Raw genomic sequence first — 21,274 nt, 5'->3', positions numbered from 1 at the left:
TCGCGGTGAACCGGCGCACGCCTCTGGTACGCGATGCCAGCCTGCGCTGGCATGACCACTTGGGTTGGCTTTACTTCAGCGCCTCGACCTTCTGGCCCTTCTCGCTTTCCACGCGGAAGCCGGACCGTCCCCCCTTGGACAGCTGGTTCACATAATCCTGCGCCTCGCTCTTGCTGGCGAAGGGGCCGACGACCAGCCGGTTGGTCGCGCCGATGTCGATGACATGCGGCTTGCGGCGGCTGTAGAGGTCGGGATCGGCCTTCAAGAGCTTGTTCCATTCGCGGCCGAGCGTGGACCGGTTCGCCCCGCCCGCGACCTGCACCCAGATGCGCGGCTTCTCCGGTTCGGGTTTCGGCCTAGGCTTGGGTTTCGCCTTCGCCGGGACCGGTTTGGCGGGTTCTTCCACGGCTTTCTGGGCCGAGGCTTCTTCAACGGCCGGCGGCGGATCGACCGCGACGGGGATGGGCGCTTCACTCGGGGTCGGCCCGGCGAGCGCCACCGCAGGCTCTGCTGGTGGTGGAGGTCCAACAAGCCGGCGAACCGGTGCGGCGGTGCCACGTGTTATCCGCGCGGGTGCCCGCCAACCCGCATCCTCGACAACGGACGGTGCATCCGCGACAGCCGGCTCGGGCACGACCGGAGGCTTGGTGGCCGGCACGATGACGCCCGGCTTCACCGATCCCTGCGCCACGGTGACCACCTCCTCGCGCAGCTTGCCGGCGGCGGGGAGGACGCCGAACTGCACGGCCGCCGCCTTCTGCGCCGGGCGGAGATTGGCGAGGCGAGCGAGGAAGGGGATCATCTGCTCGGCCTGACGCTGCGGCAGGATCTGGCGGGCGATCTGCGAGGCGTCGGCGATGTCGCCGGTCATCGCCGCGACGAACACCCGCGTCCGCCAGGCGGCCATGTCCTGCTTGCGAAGCAGGGGGTCGAGCGTGCCGATCGCCAGCGCGCGGTCGCCGCTGATCGCCAGCGAGGTCGCGAGGCGGCGGGTGGTCTCGTCATCCGGCCGGGTCTGCAGCGCCAGCGCATAATCCCGCTGCGCCCTCCGGTTATCGCCGCGCAGGTCGCGCGCGAGGCCCCGATCGGCGGCGATGCGAGTTTCGGGGAAGCCGAGGTCCACGGCGTCGTCGAAGAGGCGGAGCGCGATGCGCGGCTGCTGCGACATGAGGAACGCGGTCGCGAGGCCCGCCTTCACCCGCCCGTCGCGGGGCGCCACCTCTTCCGCCCGGCTCCAGAAACTCAGGGCCGCCTCGATATCGCCGACCGCCAGCGCCGCCTCTCCGGCGCCGGCCAGCGCATCGAGATTGCGCGGGCTGGCGGCCAGGATGCGCAGGTTGCGGGTCAGCTCGTCGGCCGGGTTCTTCAGGACGCTGCGGCTCGTCTCCGCCTCGTTCAGGAAGGGGAGCGGACCTGTCGACGGCGCGTCCTGCGCCATCGCTGCGGACGCACAGAGCACGCCCGCTAGAATCGCTGTCGTCGTAGAACCCCGCCGCATGAGGACGCCATGTGCGCCCGCTCGGCTGGCGCAAAGCTGAACGAGCCTGCGCATCGGCGAAACGGGGCGGCCATGCGGTGGCTTGCCTACCTTCAGGCGAAGGCGAAACCCGGGCGCGGACAGACGTTCAAGATGATCGAGCGGCTCGCCCGACATTCCCGTCCTGTCGAAGGTCAGGATCCATCTGCGCTCCGAATCCGTCGGAGCGTCGAATAGATGCTGACTTCCGTCAGCATGACGGGTTGCGAGACAACCGCCACCGAGGGCGGATGTCGAACCGGCGTTACTGGTTGCCCTGGCGGTTCAGGAAGCGCGGGATGTCCAGCGGCGTGCGCTCCGATGCGGGAGCGTCGTCATCAGCCTGCACCTTCGAGGCGCCACGCGAGATGTTGGACATCCGCTCGAACAGGGTGCCGCCCTCGCGCTTCGGCGCGCGGACGCGCACCTCCGGCTCGGGCTCGACAGCGACCGGCTCCGGCGCAGGCGCGGTGGCAACCGGAACCGGCGGCTCCAGACGGATATAGGGGCGGGCGGGCGCGGCGACCGTCGGGGTGTCGAGCAGCAGCTCGTCCGTCGGCGCGGCCGACTCGGCCGCAACGGCCTCGGGCTCCGACGTGACGTCCGCCACCGGCGCCGGCGCGACATCCGCTGCCTTCGGCGCGGCGGTCGCGGCCTCGGCGGCGGCAGGCCGGCCGGGGAAGCTGAACACCTTGGCGGGTTCCGGCTTGACCGGCGCGGCAGCCGCACCGGCCTCGATGCCCGTCGCGACGACCGACACGCGGATCTTGCCTTCGAGGTCGTTGTTGAACGCCGAACCCCAGATGATGTTGGCGTCCGGATCGACCAGTTCGCGGATGTGGTTCGCCGCCTCGTCGATCTCCATCAGGCGCATGTCCTCGCCACCGACGATCGAGATGATGACGCCCTTCGCGCCCTTCATCGAAACGCCGTCGAGCAGCGGGTTGGCGATCGCCTTTTCGGCCGCCTCGATCGCGCGGTTGTCGCCGGACGCTTCGCCCGTGCCCATCATCGCCTTGCCCATCTCGCCCATCACCGAGCGGACGTCGGCGAAATCGAGGTTGATGAGGCCCGGCATGACCATCAGGTCGGTGATCGACCGCACGCCCTGCTGCAGCACCTCGTCCGCCATCTGGAACGCTTCCTTGAAGGTCGTGTTCGGGTTGGCGATCAGGAACAGGTTCTGATTCGGGATGACGAGCAGCGTGTCGACATGCTTCTGCAGCTCGGCGATGCCGGCGTCGGCGGCCTTGGCGCGACGCGACCCTTCGAAGTTGAACGGCTTGGTGACGACGCCGACGGTCAGGATGCCCTTGTCACGCGCGGCCTTGGCGATGACGGGAGCCGCGCCCGTGCCGGTGCCGCCGCCCATGCCGGCGGTGATGAAGCACATGTGCGAGCCTTCGAGCGCCTTGTCGACCTGCTCGATCGCTTCCTCGGCGGCGGCGCGGCCGATCTCCGGACGGGCGCCCGCTCCCAGTCCCTGCGTGATCTTGAGGCCGAGCTGGATACGGCGGTCGGCGGCCGACGCATTGAGCGCCTGGGCATCGGTGTTGGCGACCACGAATTCGACGCCCTGCACGTCGGAGCCGATCATGTTTGCGATGGCGTTGCCGCCCGCGCCGCCGACGCCGATGACGCTGATGCGCGGCCGCAGTTCATCCACTTCCGGCCGGACGAATTCGATGCTCATGCCTCAATCTCCCTAGGCCGCGCCCCCGGCCGCAAATCCAGTCGCGGAATCATGCCCTAGGCGGACTCGCGGGGCGAGCGAAAAGTGAGTGCGGTCCACAAGTTATCCACAGGTTGTTCCCGGGGATGCGCACATGTGGCGGCTCGTCGGACTCGCGTCTCAACTCACCTCTGCGGAACACTCAGTACCCCGCCTTGAACGCCGCCATCAGCCGCTGGACGATGCCGCCGCTCACCGCGCGGTGGACCACCTGCGCCGGGGGCAGCGCCTCGCGCAGGTCCTGCGGGTCGGATGCGGCGAAATGGGTGAGGCCGGCAAGGGTGGCGAAGGCGGGGCCGCCATGCGCATCGGGCAGGCCGACCAGTCCGCGTGGCCGGCCGACACGCACGGGCCGCCCGAGCACGCCCTGCGCATAGTCGGCGATTCCCTTCAGCTCCGCGCCGCCGCCGGTGATCACCACCTGCCGGGCGATCGGGCCGGAGAAGCCCAGCGCCTTCAACGCCCCCGCGATCTCGCCCATCAACTGGTCGAGCCGGGTGCGGATCACCGCGATCAGCGCGGCGCGCGGCACGCGCCGCGTGTCGCCCTCGCGATCCGCCGCCGCGCCGCCGACCTCGATCATGTCGTGGTTGTCGCGCGGGGAAGTCATCGCCGAGCCGTGGAAGCACTTCATCCGCTCCGCGTGCGCGCGTCGCGTGCCGAAGGCGGAGGAGATATCGTCGGTGATGTCCGCCGCGCCGAAGGGGATCGAGGTCAGGCCGACCAGCATCCCGCCCGCGAAGACCGAGACGTTGGTCACCCCCGCGCCCAGCTCCACCAGCGCGACGCCGAGCTCACGCTCCTCTTCCGAGAGCGAGGCCATGCCGGTCGCCACCGGCGCCGCGACGATCGCCTCGACGCCGAGATGCGCGGAGCGGACGCAGAGATCGAGATTGCGCACCGGCGACGGGTCCGCCGCGACGACGTGGATGTCGACGCCAAGGCGATCGGCGTGGAGGCCGAGCGGCTTCTTCACGCCCTGCAGCCCGTCGAGCGTGTAGAGCGTCGGCTGCGCGTGCAGCACCATGCGCCCGTCCGGGTCGATCGAGTTGCGCCCCGCTGCCAGCAGCTCGTCGATATCCTCCTGGTCGATGCGCTGCCCGCCAAGCTCGACCTCGACCGAGGCGACATCGGAGACGAGGCCGCCCGCTGAGAAGCTGACCCAGACGTCATCGATGTTGATGCCGGCGATCCGCTCCGCCTGCTCCACCGCCTCGCGGATGGCGACCTCGGTCGCTTCCATATCGGCGATGTAGCCGCGCCGGATCCCCTTGGACTCGCGCTGCCCGGTGCCGAGCACCTGCATGTCGCCGCCATCCGCCCGCTCGGCGATGAGCGCGCAGATCTTGGACGATCCGATGTCCAAGGCGGTGATGAGATTGCCCCGTTGCTGTGCCACCCTGCGTTCTCCCTATGTGGTCCCGGGGCCAGCGGTCGCAGGCGCCCCCACCTGCTTGCCCGGCTCGTTCGAGACCCTGACCACCATCCGTCCCGGAATGCGCATGTCGAAGCGGATGAAGCCCTGACCCAGCAGGCGCTTGTTGGCATCCATCCGCGCGAACTTGACCAGGGCCGCGCGCGCCTCCTCGTCACCTTCCGGCAGGGCCAGCGTCTCGCCGGAATGGAAGCGCAGATCCCAGCGCCGCCCGCCGACCCAGTTGGCCCCCGCCAGCATCGCCTTCAGCTGCGGCGCGGCCTCGGTCAGCGCCGAGAGCGAGGCCGCCTGCACGTTCGCGTTCGGCCCGATGATGAGGGGCAGGTCCGGCATGTTCGACAGATCGACGGGTCCGAGGACGATGCCGCTGCGATCGATCAGGCGCAGCTGCTGGCGGTACTGCCAGACCGCGACCGGCCGCCGCTCGACCACGTCCACCACAAGCGTATCGGGCAGGCGGCGCGACACCCGCGCATCCTCGATCCACGGATAGCGGAGCAGCTTGCCCCGGATCTCCTGCAGATCGACCAGCGGCATCGCCATCGAATTCTGGTCGAACGCCACCTCGTAGACCGGCATCTTGTCCATATGGGCGAGGCCACGCACGTCGACGCGCGTCACCTCGAAGCCGGCATCGCCGATCTTCTGCCCCAGCCAGCGGGTCGAACCCGTCCACGCCATCTGCGGGAGGCCGAGGAAGAAGAGGAGCGCGATCGGCCCCGCCACCGCCAGCGCATAGCCGGCGCATTTGGCGGCGCGCTTGATCTGCGCCATCGGCAGGCCAAGGCTGTTGGACGACGCAGGCGCGGCGCGGCGCGGCGTCGGCTTTACCGGTGCGCGGCGGGTGGCGGAGGGCGGGCGGCTGCGGGCGGGTTCGCCACGGCGGAGGCGGGGGCGTTCGGTCATGCGGCCTTCTCCCGCGCGGCAGCGTGGTCGCTGAGTGCCTCCTGCACGATCCGCTCTACCAGATCGGCATAGCTCATGCCGATATGCTTCGCCTGCTCGGGCACCAGGCTGAGCGGCGTCATGCCCGGCTGGGTGTTGACCTCCAGCAGGTAAAGCCCGGCCTCTCCCTGCTCGTCATCCCAGCGGAAGTCGGAGCGGCTGGTTCCCTTGCAGCCGAGGACGTGATGCGCCTTCACCGCCATCGCCATCGCCGATTGCGCGATCTCGGCCGGGATCTGCGCCGGGCAGACGTGGACGGTCAGCCCGTCGGTGTATTTTGAGTCGTAGTCGTAAAAGCCCGATTTCGGCTTCAGCTCGGTCACTGCCAGCGCCCGGTCGCCCAACACCGCGACGGTCAGTTCGCGCCCCTTGATGAACGGCTCGGCAAGCAGTTCGGCGAAGTGCTTCCACGGCCCCTCGGTCTCGCGCCCGATCGGCTGGCCGTAATTGCCGCCCTCCGTCACGATCGCGACGCCGACCGACGACCCCTCGTTGACCGGCTTCAGCACATAGGGGCGCGGCAGCGGATCGGCGGCGTAGAGGCTCTCCGATCCGACGATCATGCCACCGGGCATGCGGATGCCGTGCGGCACCAACGCCTGCTTGGTCAGCACCTTGTCGATCGCGATCACCGAGGTGGCCAGGCCCGAATGGGTGTATGGAACGCCCATCAGGTCGAGCATTCCCTGCACCGACCCGTCCTCACCCGGCGTGCCGTGCAGGGCGTTGAAGACGACTTCCGGCTTCGCCTCGGCGAGGCGGAGCGCGACATCCCGCCCCATGTCGACCCGCGTGACACGATACCCGCGCGATTCCAGCGCGTCGGCGACACCTTTGCCGGAGGTAAGCGAAACCTCCCGCTCGGACGACCACCCGCCCATCAGGACCGCGACGTGAAGTGTCATACCATCCTCCCCATGCAGGGCATGGGGAGGGGGACCGCTCGCGAAGCGAGTGGTGGAGGGGAAGAGCGAGACGGCCGGGCCTGCCCCTCCACCACTCGGCTGCGCCGAGCGGTTCCCCTCCCCGCGCTTCGCGCAGGGAGGATGAGAAGAGCTTCCCTCACTTCGCCACCCCCACGCGCTGGATTTCCCATTCCAACGTCACCCCCGAATGCGCCTTCACCTTGTCGCGCACCTCCTCGCCCAGTGCCTCGATGTCCGCGCTGGTCGCCGTGCCAAGGTTGAGGAGGAAGTTGCAGTGCTTCTCACTCACCTGCGCATCGCCCCGCCGCAGCCCCCGGCATCCGGCCGCATCGACCAGCGCCCATGCCTTGTGCCCGACCGGGTTCTTGAAGGTCGATCCGCCGGTCTTGCTGCGCAGCGGCTGGCTCGCCTCCCGCTCGGCGGCGATGCGGTCCATCTCCGCCTGGATCGCGGCGCTGTCACCCGGCTCCCCGCGAAAGGTCGCGCTCACCACAACCGCGCCGTCGGGCAGGTCGCTGTGCCGATAGGTGTAGCCAAGCTGATCGCGCGACAAAGTCACCTGCTCGCCGGAACGCAGCACGACCTCGGCCTCGACGAGGATGTCGCTGGTCTCACGGCCATAGGCCCCGCCGTTCATCCGCACGAAGCCGCCGACCGTGCCGGGGATCGAGCGCAGGAACTCCAGTCCCGCGATCCCCGCATCGCGCGCGGTGGAGGAGACGAGGATGCCCGACGCCCCGCCATCACAGCGGAGCGTGGTCGCATCCACCGCCTCGCACTTGGCGAATGGCTTGCCCAGCCGCACGACCACGCCCGGCACCCCGCCGTCGCGGACGATCAGGTTGGAGCCGAGGCCGAGGGCCATCAGCGGGGTTGCGGGATCGAGATCGCGCAGGAAGCCGGCGAGATCATCGGCGTCCTTCGGCTCGAACAACCACTCCGCCGCGCCGCCCGACTTGAACCAGACCAGCGGTGCGAGAGGCGCGTTGGCGGTGAGGGTGCCACGGGTGGCGAGGGCGAGCACTAGCGTCCTCCCTGCGCGAAGCGTGGGGAGGGGGACCATGCGAAGCATGGTGGAGGGGACGGCGCGAAGACGCCGCTCGCGCGCCGGCCCTCCACCACGACGCTTCGCGTCGCGGTCCCCCTCCCCATCTTCGATGGGGAGGATGAAGAAGGCCCTCCTGCTCTCACCCCTTCGGGCCCCACAGCGCCAGCCACTTCTCCCAGGCCTGGATCTGCGCGTCGGCGACATCCTTCGCCGCCTTGGCCGCGCCCTCATATCCACCCTTGTCCATCTGCCGGAACACGGTCTCGACATTGGTCCGGTGCGCGTCCAGCATCTGGTGCTGCATCTTGATCCACGGTGCGAAGAAATCGTTCATGCCGCCTTCTCCATCTTCATGGCGTCCGCCAACCCCGCCGCCCATTTCGTGATGTCGCCGGCACCAAGGCAGACGACCATGTCGTCCGGCCGCGCCACGCCGCGCAGTTCCTTCGCCAGCGCATCCGGCCCGTCGATGGTCTGCGCCGAACGATGCCCGCGCATCTTCAGGCCCGACACGAGCGCCGCCGCATCCACGCCCTCGATCGGCTGCTCGCCCGCCGGATAGACCGGGGCGGCATAGACGATGTCCGCGTCATTGAAGGCGGACTGGAAATCCTCCATCAGGTCGCGCAGGCGGGTGTAGCGATGCGGCTGCACTACCGCGATGACGCGGCCCTTCGCGCCTTCCCGCGCGGCCGACAGCACCGCGCGGATCTCCACCGGATGGTGGCCGTAATCGTCGATGATGGTCACGCCATCCACCTCGCCGACTTTGGTGAAGCGCCGCTTCACCCCGCCGAACTTGGCGAAGCCGCGCTGGATCGTCGCATCGTCCACCCCCAGCTCCAGCGCCACGCCGATGGCGGCGAGCGCGTTCTGGACGTTGTGGCGACCGGGCATCGGCAGCTCGATGCCCTCGATCGAGCGGCTGGTGCCGTCGCGATGGCGGATGATCGCCTCGAACCGGTTCCCGCCGGGGATCGGCGTTACGTTGACGCCGCGCACATCGGCCTGTGCCGAGAAGCCGTAGGTCACGACGCGCCGGTCGCGCACCTTGGGCAGGATCGCCTGCACCTCGGGATGGTCGAGGCACATCAGCGCCGCGCCGTAGAACGGCACGTTCTCGACGAACTCGACGAACGCCTCCTTCACCGCATCGAACGACCCGTAATGGTCGAGATGCTCGGGATCGATGTTGGTGACCACCGCGATCGTCCCGTCAAGGCGCAGGAAGGAGCCGTCGCTCTCATCCGCCTCCACCACCATCCAGTCGGACGCGCCGAGGCGGGCGTTGGAGCCGTAGCTGTTGATGATGCCGCCGTTGATGACGGTCGGGTCCACGCCACCCGCGTCGAGCAGGGCCGCCACCATCGAGGTCGTCGTCGTCTTGCCATGCGTGCCGGCGACCGCGACGGTGGACTTCAGCCGCATCAGCTCCGCCAGCATCTCGGCCCGGCGGACGACGGGGACGCGGGTCTCCAGCGCCAGCTCCACCTCCGGATTGCCGCGTTTGATCGCGGTGGAGGTCACCACCACCGCCGCATCGCCCAGGTTCTCCGCCTTGTGGCCGATCATCACCTTGATGCCGCGCGCCCGCAGGCCCTCGACCACATAGCCCTCGGCCACGTCGGACCCCTGCACCTTGTAGCCGAGATTGTGCATCACCTCGGCGATGCCGGACATGCCGATCCCGCCGATGCCGATGAAATGGATCGTGCCGATATCGAGGCTGACGCCCTTCATTCCTGAACCCTTACAAAATCCGCCACATCATCCCCGAAGCCGTTCGCGCTGAGCCTGTCGAAGCGCCAGTGAGACCGTTGGCGCTGGCCCTTCGACAGGCTCAGGGCGAACGGGGTTTGGAAGGATGACCTGATCACCGCCGCCCTTCCATCGCCAGAGCGGCGGGCGCGGCGAGGCCCACGACCGGCTCTTCCTTGACCTTCAGCGGCGTGACGATTGGGCTGGGGCCAATCGACTCCAGCAGGTCCGCCAGATCGCGCGTCGCGTCCGGCCGCCCGGTCGCCGCCGCGAGGGCGGCGGTCTGCGGCAGGTCCTGCGCCATGTCGACAATCGCGGCGGCAAGAGCCTCCGCCGTGAACGCGGTCTGCGCGATCGCCCGCGCCCCACCGGTCTCGGCCATCTCGCGCGCGTTGACGGTCTGGTGGTCGTCCATCGCGCTGGGCAGCGGGACCAGGATCGCCGGCCGCCCTGCGACGGTCAGTTCCGCAATGGTCGACGCCCCCGCCCGTGCGACGACCAGATGCGCGTCGGCAAGGCGGGCAGGCATGTCCTCGATATAGGTCAGCAGGTCGGCGGCGAGGCCCAGTTCGGCATAGCGCGCCTTCACGCCTTCGATGTCCTCGGGGCGGCATTGCTGCACGATCCTGAGCTTCGACCGAAGTTCGGCCGGAAGCGCCGCCAGCCCGTCCGGCACCACCTTCGACAGGATCGTCGCGCCCTGGCTGCCGCCCGTCACCAGCACGTTCAGGCTGCTGCTCAACGCCGGGAAGGGCTGGCCGCGCAGCGCCAGAACCTCCTCCCGTACCGGATTGCCGACGAGGTGGATCTTGCCCTCGACGCCCTCGGGCAATCGCTCGATCACCGGATAGGCGGTGGCGATCGCATCCACCTTCTTCGCCAGGTAGCGGTTCACCCGGCCGAGCACCGCGTTCTGCTCGTGGATCACGGTCGGAATACCGTCCGCCAGGGCGCCCATCAGCGCAGGCAGGGCGGGGTAACCGCCGAAGCCGACCACCGCCATCGGATCGGCCCTGCGGTACAGCCGCCGCGCCATCGCGCGTCCCGCCAAAATCGAACGCCCCGCCTTCAGCCAGCCGAGCAGCCCGCCCGCCAGTCGCCCGGCCGGCATGACATGCGTCTCGACATCCGTCTTGAACAGGCCGGGGATGCGCGCGCCCCGCTCGTCGGTGATCAGCGCAACCCGGTGCCCTCGCTCCACCAGCTCGCGGCCGAGCGCGTGCGCCGGGACCATATGCCCCCCGGTGCCGCCGGCTGCGAGAACGTAATGGCGCGCGATGCTCAACGGTTGTTCCACTTCACGATATACGGTGAGCGGTTGAGATACGGGTTCCGGCGGGTGAAGGCGAGCAGCAGGCCGAAGCCCATCGAAAGCGCGATCATCGACGATCCGCCATAGCTGATGAACGGCAGCGTCATGCCCTTGGACGGCGCAAGGTTCACGTTCACCGCCATGTTGATGAACGCCTGCAGCCCCAATTGCGTCACCAGCCCCGCCGCCGCGAGCAGGGTAAACTGGTCCTCCTCATGCAGCAGCTTCAGGCACACGCGCACCACGATCGCGGCATAGAGGATAGCGATGGCCAGGCAGGCAATCAGCCCGAACTCCTCGCCGATGACCGAGAAGATGTAGTCGGTATGCGGCTCCGGCAGGCGGAACTTCATCTGCCCGGCCCCCGGCCCGCTGCCGAACAGGCCGCCGGCGGTCAGCGTGCGGTGCGCGCTGTCCACCTGATAGGTGTCGCCATCCTGGAACAGGAAGTTGTTTATGCGGAGCGTCGCGACTGGATAGAAGAAATAGGCCGCGACGATCCCGCCGATGCCGAGGCCGACCAGCCCGCCCAGCGCCCCCATCGGTGCCCCGGCCAGCGTCAGCAGCGCGAACCACACCATCATGAAGATGACGGTCTGGCCAAGGTCCGGCTGCTTCATCAGCAGGCCGGCGATGACCACGGTGATCGCGCCGGTGATGGTGTAGACCGGCAACTTCGGGTCCTTCTCGCGCAGCGACAGCACCCAGGCCATCGCCACGACGAACAGCGGCTTCAGGAACTCGGACGGCTGGAACTGGGAAATGCCGACGCCGATCCAGCGTTTCGCACCGTTCGCCTCCGCCCCGATCACCGGCACCAGCGCCAGGAACACGAAGAAGATGCCCGCCCCGATCAGCGCGGCGCGGCGGACGAGGTCCTTCGGCGTCATCGACACCCCGATCATCACCGGGATACCGACGCACAGCCACATCATCTGCCTGTAGAAGTAGTGCAGCGGCTGGAACTGCACCGCGCCATCCGAATAGCGGAAGCCGGCGGCAGGCGAAGCAGCGGCCACCGCGATCAGCCCGATCGAGATCAGCACGGTGACGAGGGTCAGGAGAACGAGGTCGATCTCCCAGAACCAGCGCCCCAGCGCCGAGCGATCAGCGCGGCCGAGGCGAGCGGCGTTCTTCTTGCGCTTCACCACGCGTTTGGGCGGGCCGGGCTTGGTCAGCGTTGTCGTGCTCATGCCCCCAAGGCCTCCACCGCCGCACGGAAGGCGTCGCCCCGCGCCTCGTAATCCCGGAACTGGTCGAACGACGCGCAGGCGGGGGACAACAGCACCACCTCGCCTGGCTTCGCGGCCGCGGCGGCATCGCGCACCGCCTGGTCAAGCGTGCCGCTCTCTACAACGTCCTTGCCAGCCGCCTTGAGGATGCGCGCGAACATCGGACCCGCCTCGCCGATCGTGTAGGCCCTTACGACATGATCGAAGTGCGGGGCGCAATCGTCGAGATCGTCGGTCTTGGGCAGCCCACCCAGAATCCAGTGGATAAGTGGGTAGGCCGCCAGCGCCGGGGCGGTCGCGGTGGCGTTGGTCGCCTTGCTGTCGTTGACGTAGAGGACGCCCGCGCGCTCAGTGACGCGCTCCATGCGGTGCGGTAGGCCGGGGTAGGTGCGCAGGCCGTGTTCGATTTGAGTGTCGCTGAGGCCGAGAGTCTTACAGGCGGCGCTCGCACAAGCAACGTTCTGGGCGTTGTGCGGGCCCTGCAGGCTCGGCCAAGCGGACTGGTCGGCGATCTCTGTCGACCTTACCGCCAGTACCCGTTCGTCCTGAGCGAAGTCGAAGGACGGGTTACCACGACCATCGCCCGTTCCCCGTGCTTCGACTTCGCTCAGCACGAACGGGGCGTTCGCGGAAAGGCCGAACGCAATCCGCCGTGTCTCACCATCCTCTACCGCGATCACCGCGACACCGCTCGACATCTCGAACAGCCGCGCCTTGCTCGCCGCGTATGCCTCGAACCCATCATACCGATCGAGATGGTCCGGCGTGATGTTGGTCAGCACCGCGACGTCGCAGTTGAGGCTGAAGGTCAGGTCGATCTGGTAGCTCGACAGCTCCAGCACATAGACCCCACCCTCCGGCAGAGGATTGCGGCCAAGGATGGGCAGGCCGATATTGCCACCCATCAGCACCGGCACCCCCGCCATTTCCAGGATGTGGGTGATGAGCGCGGTGGTGGTCGATTTGCCGTTGGTGCCGGTGATCCCGACCACCCGGTGCGGCGGGAGCGAGGCGCGGGCCTGCGCGAACAGCTCGATATCGCCGATCACCGGCACCCCGAACTTCGCCGCATGGGCGGGCAGCGGGTGCTTGTTGAGCGGCACGCCCGGCGAGACGATGACCGCCGCATAGCCGGTGAGGTCTATGGTGAGCGGATCGGCGAACGACACCTCACCCGCGAGTGCGTCCCGCGCCTCTTCCTTCCCGTCCCATGCGGTGACCTGCGCCCCGCTCGCCAACAGCGCGCGCACCGTCGCCTGGCCCGAGCGCGCAAGGCCGAGAACGGCGTAACGCTTCCCCGAGAAAGCCGGACTGGTGATCACAGAACATCCTCCCTGCGCGAAGCGCGGGGAGGGGGACCGCCGCCGAAGGCGGTGGTGGAGGGGCCGGCGCAGCCGGTGCTGCGCACCGCCCCTCCACCATCCTGCGGATGGTCCCCCTCCCCATCTACGATGGGGAGGATGAAGGGCGCCAACGTGCTCACCTCAGCTTCAACGTCGCGAGGCCCGCGAGCGCCAGCACGAACGATACGATCCAGAACCGGATCACGACCGTCGGCTCGCTCCAGCCGAGCTGCTCGAAATGATGGTGGATCGGCGCCATGCGGAACACGCGCTTGCCGGTCCGCTTGTAGAAGAACACCTGGATGATGACCGACAGGGCCTCGATCACGAACAGCCCGCCGACGATCCCCAGCACGATCTCGTGGTGCGTCGTCACCGCGATCGCCCCGAGCGCGCCGCCCAGCGCGAGGCTACCTGTATCGCCCATGAAGACGGCGGCAGGCGGCGCGTTGAACCAGAGGAAGGCGAGGCACGCGCCGATCATGCACGCCGTCAGGATCGTCAAATTCCCGGCCCCCGGCACATGCGGGATGCCGAGATACTCCGCGAACTTCGCATTGCCGACGAGGTACGCGATCACGAAGAACGCCAAGGCCGCGATCACCACCGGCATCGTCGCAAGGCCATCCAGCCCATCGGTCAGGTTCACCGCATTGCCGAACGCGACGATCGTGAAGGCGGCGAACAGGATGTAGAACGGCCCGAGGTCGATCACCGGCCCGTTGTAGAACGGCACGTAGACATGCGTGCCGTTGCCCGACAGGATCATCCAGCTGGCGAACCCAGCAATGACGAACTCGGCGAGGAGGCGGGTCTTGCCCGACACGCCCTTGTGGCTCCGCTTCTTGACCTTGTCGTAGTCGTCGAGGAACCCGATCAGCCCGAAGCCGAGCGTCGTCAGCAGGCACGCCCAGGTGTAACGGTTGCCGAGGTCCATCCACAGCAGCATCGAGACCGAGACCGAGGTCAGGATCATCAGCCCGCCCATCGTCGGCGTGCCGACCTTGGCGAGATGGGTCTGCGGCCCGTCGCTGCGGATCGGCTGCCCCTTGCCCTGCCGGATCCGCAGCCAGCCGATGAACTTCGGCCCGATGATCAGGCCCAAGAACAACGCCGTCAGCGCCGCCGCGCCCGCGCGGAAGGTGATGTAGCGGATGAGGTTGAGGATGCCGGGGAAGTCGAGCGCCTCGGCGATGATGTACAGCATGTCAGGACTTATCCGTGGCGAGCGCGGCGACGACCCGCGACAGGCCGACCACGTTTGAACCCTTGACGAGGACCGCGTCGCCGGGGGCGAGCGTGCCGCCCAGCATGTCGATCGCGGCGGCGGCGTCGGGCAGATGCGCCAACTCGATCCGCCCCTCAAGCGCCCGGCCAAGCGGCGCCATGCCTTCCCCGACGAGCAGTGCGCGATCCACGTTCGCCGCCAGGATGGGCGCGGCAAGCCCGGCGTGGAAGTCGGCCGATCCCGCCCCGAGCTCGCGCATCTCGCCCAGCACGACGATGCGCCGCTTGGCCGGCATCGCGCCCAACGTCGCGATCGTCGCCGCCATCGACGCTGGGTTGGCGTTGTAGCTTTCGTCCACGATCGTCGCGGTGCCGCCCTCAAGCGCCACCTCCCGCCGCTCGCCCCGCCCGGCAAGGCCGGCCATGTCGGCGAGCGCGAGGCCCGCCGAGGCGAGATCGCCGTCAACCGCCGCTACCGCCGCCATCACCGCCAGCGCGTTCGACACCCAATGCGCGCCCGCCTGCGCGATCGTGAAGCTGACATCGGCAACCGGCAGGCAGGCAGTGACGAAGGTGCCGCCGCTCTCCACCTCGATCGCGTCGATGGCGTGGATATCCGCCGCCTTGTCGCGCCCGAACGTCCAGATGCGGCCGGCATAAGGCTCCGCCGCTGCGATCAGGCGGTCGCGGTGCGGGCTGTCATGGGGGATGATCGCAGTGCCGCCCGGCTCCAGCCCCTGGAAGATCTCGCCCTTCGCATCGGCGATCGCCGCCTCGCTAGCGAAAAATTCGCTGTGCGCCGGCGCGATGGCGGTGACGATCGCGACATGCGGGCGGACGAGGCGGGTGAGCACGGCCAGCTCGCCCGCATGATTCATCCCTATCTCGAACACGCCAAAGGCGGTCTCGGCGGGCATCCGCGCCAGGCTCAGCGGCACGCCGGTATGATTGTTGTAACTCTTGATCGAGCGATGCACCGGCCCGCGCAGGCCCCGCGCCAGCGCGTCGGCGAGCGCCTCCTTGGTGCCGGTCTTTCCCACCGATCCGGTGATGCCGATGATCCGGGCGGAGGTCCGCTGGCGCGACGCTCGGGCCAGATCGTCGAGAGCGTGAGTCGTGTCGGCCACCAGCACCGCCGGTCCATCCACCGGCTGGCTGACCAGCGCACCCGCCGCACCCTTTTCGTAGGCACCCGCAACGAAGCGATGCCCATCCGTCGCCTCGCCCTTCATCGCAACGAAGAGATGCCCGGGTTCGACCTCGCGGGAGTCGAAGGACACGCCCGTCGCGGCGAAATCCCCTTCCACCCGCCCACCGGTGGCGGCGGCGATCTCGGCTGCGGTCCAGAGTGTCATCCCGCGCACTCCCGCGCGACCTGCACGTCGTCAAAGGGCAGGACGATGTCGCCGACGATCTGCCCCTGTTCGTGCCCCTTGCCGGCGATCAGCACGATGTCGCCCTCGCCCGCCTCGGCGATGGCGGCGGCGATCGCCTCTCGTCGCCCGCCGATCTCGAGCGCCTCCGGAGCGCCCGCCATCACGTCGCGACGGATCGCCGCCGGGTCCTCGCTGCGCGGATTGTCGTCGGTGACAATGACCCGGTCGGCGAGCCGCGCCGCAACCTCCGCCATCAGCGGCCGCTTGCCGGTATCGCGATCGCCGCCCGCGCCGAAGACCACGATCAGCCTGCCGGAGGCATGAGGGCGAAGCGCGGAAATCGCCGCGTCCAGCCCGTCGGGGGTATGCGCATAATCGACATAGACCGGCGCGCCGTCCCGCGTCAGCGTCGCTCGCTCCAGACGCCCGCGTACCGGCTGCACCCGGGACAGCTTTGCCAGCACGTCGCCGGTCTCGCCTCCGGTCGCGATGACGAGGCCAGCGGCGGTCAGCGCGTTCGCCGCCTGATAGGCCCCTATCAGCGGAAGCTTGACGACATACCGATCGCCCGCCGCGTCGATCGTCAGCGTCTGGCCCAGAGCGGTCGGCTCTCGCGACACGAGGCGCAGGCTCTCGCCCTTCACGCCCACCGTCATCAGCGTCAGCCCGCGCTCGCGCGCCAGCTCGGCGACCCGTTCCGAAGCAGGGTCGTCGGCCCAGACCACCGCCGTGCCGTCGCGATCAACGACTTCGGTGAACAGCCGCAGCTTGGCCTCCAGATAGGCCTCCATCGTGCCGTGATAGTCGAGATGGTCGCGACTCAAGTTGGTGAAGGCGGCGGCGCGCACCGGTAGCCCCTCGGTCCGGAACTGAGTCAGACCGTGGCTCGACGCCTCGAATGCCAGATGCGTCACACCCTCGCGCGCCAGCCCGGCGACGTTCGACAGGAAGGTCGCGACATCGGGCGTGGTCAGCCCGGTCGACACCTGATCGTCCGCCGTCGTCACGCCCAGCGTCCCGATCGACGCGGCGTTATGCCCCGCCATCCGCCACAGCTGCCGCGTCAGCTCGACCGTCGATGTCTTGCCGTTGGTCCCCGTAACCGCGACCACCTGGCTCGGAAAAGGCGCGAAGAACTTCGCCGCAAGCCGAGCAAAGGCACGGCGCGGCTCGCTGTCCGCCACATGCAACGCGCCCGCGACCGTCGCCTCGGGCCGCGTCACCACCGCCACCGCGCCCGCCTTCACCGCATCCGCGATGAAGCTCTCTCCGTCGAAGCGCGCGCCCTTGAACGCGCCGAACACCGTTCCCGGCGCCACCTTGCGATGATCGATCGCGAAGCCGGTGACGGTCGCGTCCCCAGCCAGTCCCAAATCGGAGAGTTTCATCAGTGCCCCTTCGTGACGGGGGCGACGAGCGGCATCAGCTGCGACACGTCGATGTCGCGGTTCTCGTCCGGCATTACGCCCAGCATCGGGCCGACGCGCGCGATGACCTTGCCGACCACCGGCCCCGCGTTCCACCCGGCGGTCGCGAAGCCGTAGGTCTCCTTCGTGCCCTTGGGTTCGTCGAGCATGGCGAGCACGATATACTTGGGGTCGTCCATCGGGAAGGCGCCGGCGAAGGTCGTCACCAGCGAGTGCCGGGCATAGCCGCCGTTCGACGCCTTTTCCGCCGTGCCGGTCTTGCCGCCGACGCGGAAGCCGATGGCGTTGGCGCTCTTACCCGTGCCGCCCGTCTCCGGCATGACCACCATGCGCATCAGCTGCCGCACCTTGAAGCTGGTATCCTCCGAAATCACGCGCCGCCCGGCGGGCAGGTGATCGGGATCGCGCTTCATCAGCGTCGCCGGGCGCAGCACGCCCCCATTGACCAAGGCCGCATAGGCGTTGGCGAGGTGGAGCGGCGTCACCGCGATGCCGTGGCCATAGGCAACCGTCATCACCGTCGTCCGTCCCCAATAGCCTGGCAGCAGCGGCACCGATTTCTCGGGAATTTCGATATCAACCTTCCGGTCGAAGCCGAGGCGGCGGAACATCGCCAGCTCCCGCGCCTGCCCCAGTTCCTCGGCGATCCGCGCGGTGCCGATGTTGGACGAATAGACCATGATCTCGGGCACCGAGAGGAAGCGCCGCTTGGGGTGGTCGTCGTTGATGCGGAACCGCCCGATCTGCAGCGAGGCGGTCGCGTCATAGGTCTGCGCCATCGAATGCAGCACGCCGCTCTCGATGCCGTTCGCCATGGTGATCGCCTTGAAGGTCGATCCCAATTCGTACACGCCCATCGTCGCCTTGTTGTAGAGCAGGTCCTGCGTCACCCGGCCCGGCGCGTTGGGGTTGAAGCTTGGCAGCGAGGCGAGCGCCACGACCTCGCCGGTGCGGACATTCAGCACCACGCCGGTCGCCCCGATCGCCTGAAAGCGCATCATCGCGGAATAGAGTTCGCTCTCCATCACGGCCTGCACCCGGCTGTCGATCGAGAGCTGAATCGGCTTGTCGCGCATCGCAGGATCGATCAGCCGCTTCTCGAACGCGCCCTCGATCCCGCCGACGCCCAGCCCCTCGCGGTTGGTGAAGCCAAGGATATGGCTGGCGAGGCTCGCCTGCGGATAGAGCCGCTCGGGCTCACGCTGGAACTCGATCGCGGGTTCGCCGAGCGCGTTCACCGCCTGCACCAGCTCCGGCATGGCGCGGCGGCGCAGATAGGCGAAGTTCTTGCCCGATCGCAGCATGGCGAGATACTGCGCCTCGGTCTTCTCGGGCATCATCGCGGCGAGCTTCGGCGCAAGGTCCTCGGGATCGTTGACCAGCCGCGAGGGGTGGATCGCGATCGACCAGGCGTCGATCGTGCGGGCCAGAGGCACGCCGTTCCGGTCGACAATGTCCGCGCGCGGCGGAATGCCCAGCGCGCTGCGCCGCCCGCCCGACGCCTCGTCTCCGAAGGCGGCGAGGAACAGCAGGCGCGATGCGATCACCGCCGCCACGCCCATGAACAGCAACATGACCAGCATCAGCCGGAAATGGGTGAGCGTCACCGCTTCCTGCTGCGCGCCGGCCGGCTCGATCCTTTTCTGGCGCGGCAGGGCGACGGCGGTCATTGCGCGGCTTTGGCCTTCTCCTTGCGGGCGACCTTGCTGATCTCGCCGAGGAGATCGTCGTTGAGCAGGCCGGCGACCTTGGCGGGCTTGGGCGCAACCTTGTCGGTCTTCGGCGCGGCCGGCAGCGAGACCTTCTCGACCTTCAGCGCGACCTTCTCCGGCGCGGGGGCGAGCGTGCCCGCCGTCGGCTTGATGTAGGTCGCCTGTCGCAGCATCGGCTCGGCCGGGGCCGGCGCGACCGAAACCGGTGCCGCCTTCGGCGCGGTCGCCTCAAAGGAGGCGAGGCGCACGCCCGCATCCTCGATCGTCGACTGCGCCTTGATGGCTGGCGGGATCGGCTGCACGGGGGCGGGCGGAGTGACCAGCGCCGCCAGCTGCACGCCGTCCTTGACGTACTGCTTCGGCGCGGCGGCCTGCAGCGCCAGCACGTCGCCGTTCCACCGCTCCAGCTCGGACAGGCGTGAGCGGGTGCCGAACTCGGTCTGCAGGTAGCGCATGTCGCTCTTCACCGCGACGATCTGCCGCTCGACCTTCAAGAGCTCGTTCCGCTCCGCCGCGACGTTGAGCGAGATGAGGTAAAAGCCGAGCGCCGCGCCCGCGACGGCCGCGGCGGAGACCACCGAACGGAAACGGGTCGCGATCATCAAAGGTCTCCAGTCCAGGCGGGGGCAGCGGTGCGGCGGGCGACGCGCAGGGTGGCGGACCGTGCGCGGGGGTTGCGGGCGAGTTCGGCCTCGCCGGGTCGGACGGCCTTAGCGACCGCCTCGAAGCTCGGGGCGGGCGCCGCGTCATTGGCGGGGCGATGGCGCGATCCGGCGGGGGTCGCACCCGAACGCATCCGCAGGAAGCGCTTCACGATCCGGTCCTCGGCCGAATGGAAGGTGACGACCGCCAGCCGCCCGCCGGGGCGCAACACGCGCTCGGCAGCCGCCAGTCCGCCGGTCAACTCGTCCAGCTCGGCATTGATGTGGATGCGGATCGCCTGGAAGGTCCGGGTCGCCGGGTCCTTCTTCTCGCCGGGCTTCACGCCGATCGCCTTGCGTACGGCCTCCGCCAGCTGAGCGGTGCGGGTCAGCGGGCGGGCGGCGACGATCGCGCGGGCGATGCGGCGCGACTTCGGCTCGTCCCCATACTGGAAGATGACGTCGGCGATCGCGTCCTCGTCCGCCTCGTTTAGGAAGTCGGCGGCGCTCATCCCGTCCTGCGCCATCCGCATGTCGAGGGGGCCATCGGCCTGGAACGAGAAGCCGCGCTCCGCCCGGTCGAGCTGCATCGAGGAGACGCCGATGTCGAAGGTGACGCCGTCCACCGCCTCCACGCCACGCTCGGCGAGAGCGCGGTCAAGGCGGGAGAACGGCTCCGGCACCAGGGTCAGCGCCTCGCCCGCTTCCGCCTGCAAGGGTGCCGCCTCGGCGATCGCATCGGGATCGCGGTCGAAGGCGATCACCCGCGCGCCCTTCGCCAGCAGCGCGCGGGTATAGCCGCCCGCCCCGAAGGTCGCGTCGACATGCGTCTCGCCGGCCTGCGGATCGAGGCCGGCGATCACCTCATCGATCAGGACGGGATCGTGCCGGGTGTCGCGGGAGGGGGCGCTCACAGCGTGATCCCCTTGTCTTCAAGGCAGAAGCGGATGATCTCCTTGACGTCATCGTCGATCTCGTCGCTGGCGAGCGCAATCGCCGGGTTCCAGATTTCGAACCGTTCGCCCGTGCCGATGAAGAAGGCGAGGTTCTCGATCTTGCCGAGCTTGCGGAGCATCGGCGGGATCACCATCCGGCCGGAATCGTCGTAATTCGCCTCTTCGGTGAGACCGAAATTGATGCGGTTCTCGTTGCGATCACCCGCCTCTGGCAGGAAGTTGCGATCGTAGCCGGTCAGGCCGTCCGACTTGCCGAGCTTGGCGACGACAGCGGTCTTGACCTGGCTGTTCAGCTCGATCGTCTGGCGCAGGGCGTAGGGGATCGCGACGCGGCCCTTGGCGTCGACGTTTTGCAGCGCAAAGCCCCTGAAGACACCCCTTCCGTCCACGTCCGGTCCCTGATCCGAGACGCAAAGCCGCCCTCGCCGACGAAAGCAGTGTCGCCTTCGCGTTCTTGCCGTTTCACGGGCAGGACAGCTCGCCCCTTGTTCCCAGGCTATTTACCAGCCTGTGGATGGGGACACAATGCCACTTTTGGGGAAAACTGGGGAGAACCCTAGTTGTGGGGGCGCTCCGAGGGGGAATGGGGAAGATCAGGAAGGTTGTTCCCTCCCTGTTCCAGGAACAAGCCTGTGGATAACTCTGTTGGAATAGATGTGCGGGGCCGGTATCCCCGCTTTTCCCCACA

General features: G+C 68.6%; 18 protein-coding genes. All 18 read right to left on the bottom strand.

Annotated features, from left to right (window positions below):
* Window positions 1–70 precede the first annotated feature (70 nt).
* The 18 genes from ACM608_RS01650 to ACM608_RS01565 all read right to left on the bottom strand — a co-directional run bounded on the left by ACM608_RS01650 (window position 71) and on the right by ACM608_RS01565 (window position 20,975).
* Window positions 71–1,459, bottom strand: coding sequence for an SPOR domain-containing protein (locus ACM608_RS01650; protein WP_419681273.1), 1,389 nt, complete (start codon window positions 1,457–1,459; stop codon window positions 71–73).
* A gap of 322 nt (window positions 1,460–1,781) precedes the next feature.
* On the bottom strand, window positions 1,782–3,209 hold the full coding sequence (gene ftsZ, locus ACM608_RS01645; protein ID WP_419681272.1) for a cell division protein FtsZ: 1,428 nt from the start codon (window positions 3,207–3,209) through the stop codon (window positions 1,782–1,784).
* A gap of 181 nt (window positions 3,210–3,390) precedes the next feature.
* A complete protein-coding gene (gene ftsA, locus ACM608_RS01640; RefSeq protein WP_419681270.1) occupies window positions 3,391–4,647 on the bottom strand; it encodes a cell division protein FtsA in 1,257 nt (418 codons plus the stop codon).
* Between the two features lie 12 nt (window positions 4,648–4,659).
* Window positions 4,660–5,589: a cell division protein FtsQ/DivIB gene (locus ACM608_RS01635; protein ID WP_419681268.1), complete on the bottom strand. Its 930-nt coding sequence runs from the start codon at window positions 5,587–5,589 to the stop codon at window positions 4,660–4,662.
* Window positions 5,586–6,533, bottom strand: coding sequence for a D-alanine--D-alanine ligase (locus ACM608_RS01630; RefSeq protein WP_419681266.1), 948 nt, complete (start codon window positions 6,531–6,533; stop codon window positions 5,586–5,588). Before ACM608_RS01630 ends, ACM608_RS01635 begins: the two co-directional genes overlap by 4 nt.
* A 157-nt stretch (window positions 6,534–6,690) precedes the next feature.
* Window positions 6,691–7,578: a UDP-N-acetylmuramate dehydrogenase gene (gene murB / locus ACM608_RS01625; RefSeq protein ID WP_419681264.1), complete on the bottom strand. Its 888-nt coding sequence runs from the start codon at window positions 7,576–7,578 to the stop codon at window positions 6,691–6,693.
* A 163-nt stretch (window positions 7,579–7,741) separates the two neighbouring features.
* Window positions 7,742–7,936, bottom strand: a complete 195-nt coding sequence (locus tag ACM608_RS01620) for a hypothetical protein (protein WP_419681262.1) — start codon at window positions 7,934–7,936, stop codon at window positions 7,742–7,744.
* Window positions 7,933–9,342 (bottom strand): UDP-N-acetylmuramate--L-alanine ligase, encoded by a 1,410-nt coding sequence (gene murC / locus ACM608_RS01615; protein WP_419681260.1) that lies wholly within the window; start codon window positions 9,340–9,342, stop codon window positions 7,933–7,935. Before murC ends, ACM608_RS01620 begins: the two co-directional genes overlap by 4 nt.
* Window positions 9,343–9,475: 133 nt before the next feature.
* Window positions 9,476–10,645 (bottom strand): undecaprenyldiphospho-muramoylpentapeptide beta-N-acetylglucosaminyltransferase, encoded by a 1,170-nt coding sequence (gene murG / locus ACM608_RS01610; protein ID WP_419681258.1) that lies wholly within the window; start codon window positions 10,643–10,645, stop codon window positions 9,476–9,478.
* On the bottom strand, window positions 10,642–11,865 hold the full coding sequence (locus ACM608_RS01605; protein WP_419681256.1) for an FtsW/RodA/SpoVE family cell cycle protein: 1,224 nt from the start codon (window positions 11,863–11,865) through the stop codon (window positions 10,642–10,644). The genes murG and ACM608_RS01605 overlap by 4 nt, the downstream gene beginning before the upstream one ends.
* A complete protein-coding gene (murD, locus tag ACM608_RS01600; protein ID WP_419681254.1) occupies window positions 11,862–13,226 on the bottom strand; it encodes a UDP-N-acetylmuramoyl-L-alanine--D-glutamate ligase in 1,365 nt (454 codons plus the stop codon). Before murD ends, ACM608_RS01605 begins: the two co-directional genes overlap by 4 nt.
* 157 nt (window positions 13,227–13,383) lie before the next feature.
* Window positions 13,384–14,454, bottom strand: coding sequence for a phospho-N-acetylmuramoyl-pentapeptide-transferase (gene mraY, locus ACM608_RS01595; RefSeq protein WP_419681252.1), 1,071 nt, complete (start codon window positions 14,452–14,454; stop codon window positions 13,384–13,386).
* A 1-nt stretch (window position 14,455) separates the two neighbouring features.
* Window positions 14,456–15,829: a UDP-N-acetylmuramoyl-tripeptide--D-alanyl-D-alanine ligase gene (locus ACM608_RS01590; protein ID WP_419681251.1), complete on the bottom strand. Its 1,374-nt coding sequence runs from the start codon at window positions 15,827–15,829 to the stop codon at window positions 14,456–14,458.
* A complete protein-coding gene (locus ACM608_RS01585) occupies window positions 15,826–17,238 on the bottom strand; it encodes a UDP-N-acetylmuramoyl-L-alanyl-D-glutamate--2,6-diaminopimelate ligase (RefSeq protein WP_419681249.1) in 1,413 nt (470 codons plus the stop codon). Before ACM608_RS01585 ends, ACM608_RS01590 begins: the two co-directional genes overlap by 4 nt.
* The gene (locus tag ACM608_RS01580; protein WP_419681247.1) at window positions 17,238–18,947 is read right to left on the bottom strand and encodes a peptidoglycan D,D-transpeptidase FtsI family protein; all 1,710 of its coding nucleotides are present in this window, start codon (window positions 18,945–18,947) and stop codon (window positions 17,238–17,240) included. The genes ACM608_RS01585 and ACM608_RS01580 overlap by 1 nt, the downstream gene beginning before the upstream one ends.
* Window positions 18,944–19,591, bottom strand: coding sequence for a hypothetical protein (locus ACM608_RS01575; protein ID WP_419681245.1), 648 nt, complete (start codon window positions 19,589–19,591; stop codon window positions 18,944–18,946). Before ACM608_RS01575 ends, ACM608_RS01580 begins: the two co-directional genes overlap by 4 nt.
* On the bottom strand, window positions 19,591–20,544 hold the full coding sequence (gene rsmH, locus ACM608_RS01570; RefSeq protein ID WP_419681243.1) for a 16S rRNA (cytosine(1402)-N(4))-methyltransferase RsmH: 954 nt from the start codon (window positions 20,542–20,544) through the stop codon (window positions 19,591–19,593). The genes ACM608_RS01575 and rsmH overlap by 1 nt, the downstream gene beginning before the upstream one ends.
* Window positions 20,541–20,975 carry a division/cell wall cluster transcriptional repressor MraZ gene (locus ACM608_RS01565; RefSeq protein WP_419681241.1) on the bottom strand — a complete coding sequence of 145 codons (435 nt, stop codon included), beginning with the start codon at window positions 20,973–20,975 and terminating at the stop codon, window positions 20,541–20,543. The genes rsmH and ACM608_RS01565 overlap by 4 nt, the downstream gene beginning before the upstream one ends.
* Window positions 20,976–21,274 lie beyond the last annotated feature (299 nt).

Source organism: Sphingomonas sp. ID0503, from assembly GCF_048565625.1.
GTDB lineage: Bacteria > Pseudomonadota > Alphaproteobacteria > Sphingomonadales > Sphingomonadaceae > JBLZUR01.
Note: the sequence above shows the minus strand (reverse complement) of the source record. Positions and strands in the feature narration are given on the sequence as shown.

Bases quoted from the DNA above. Each gene is read 5' to 3' on its own strand.
- mraY (WP_419681252.1), bottom strand. From the start codon at position 14,454: ATGCTGTACATCATCGCCGAGGCGCTCGACTTCCCCGGCATCCTCAAC.
- ftsZ (WP_419681272.1), bottom strand. From the start codon at position 3,209: ATGAGCATCGAATTCGTCCGGCCGGAAGTGGATGAACTGCGGCCGCGC.
- ACM608_RS01585 (WP_419681249.1), bottom strand. From the start codon at position 17,238: ATGAAACTCTCCGATTTGGGACTGGCTGGGGACGCGACCGTCACCGGC.
- ACM608_RS01635 (WP_419681268.1), bottom strand. From the start codon at position 5,589: ATGACCGAACGCCCCCGCCTCCGCCGTGGCGAACCCGCCCGCAGCCGC.
- ACM608_RS01575 (WP_419681245.1), bottom strand. From the start codon at position 19,591: ATGATCGCGACCCGTTTCCGTTCGGTGGTCTCCGCCGCGGCCGTCGCG.
- murC (WP_419681260.1), bottom strand. From the start codon at position 9,342: ATGAAGGGCGTCAGCCTCGATATCGGCACGATCCATTTCATCGGCATC.
- ACM608_RS01605 (WP_419681256.1), bottom strand. From the start codon at position 11,865: ATGAGCACGACAACGCTGACCAAGCCCGGCCCGCCCAAACGCGTGGTG.
- ACM608_RS01620 (WP_419681262.1), bottom strand. From the start codon at position 7,936: ATGAACGATTTCTTCGCACCGTGGATCAAGATGCAGCACCAGATGCTG.
- ACM608_RS01580 (WP_419681247.1), bottom strand. From the start codon at position 18,947: ATGACCGCCGTCGCCCTGCCGCGCCAGAAAAGGATCGAGCCGGCCGGC.
- ACM608_RS01630 (WP_419681266.1), bottom strand. From the start codon at position 6,533: ATGACACTTCACGTCGCGGTCCTGATGGGCGGGTGGTCGTCCGAGCGG.
- ACM608_RS01590 (WP_419681251.1), bottom strand. From the start codon at position 15,829: ATGACACTCTGGACCGCAGCCGAGATCGCCGCCGCCACCGGTGGGCGG.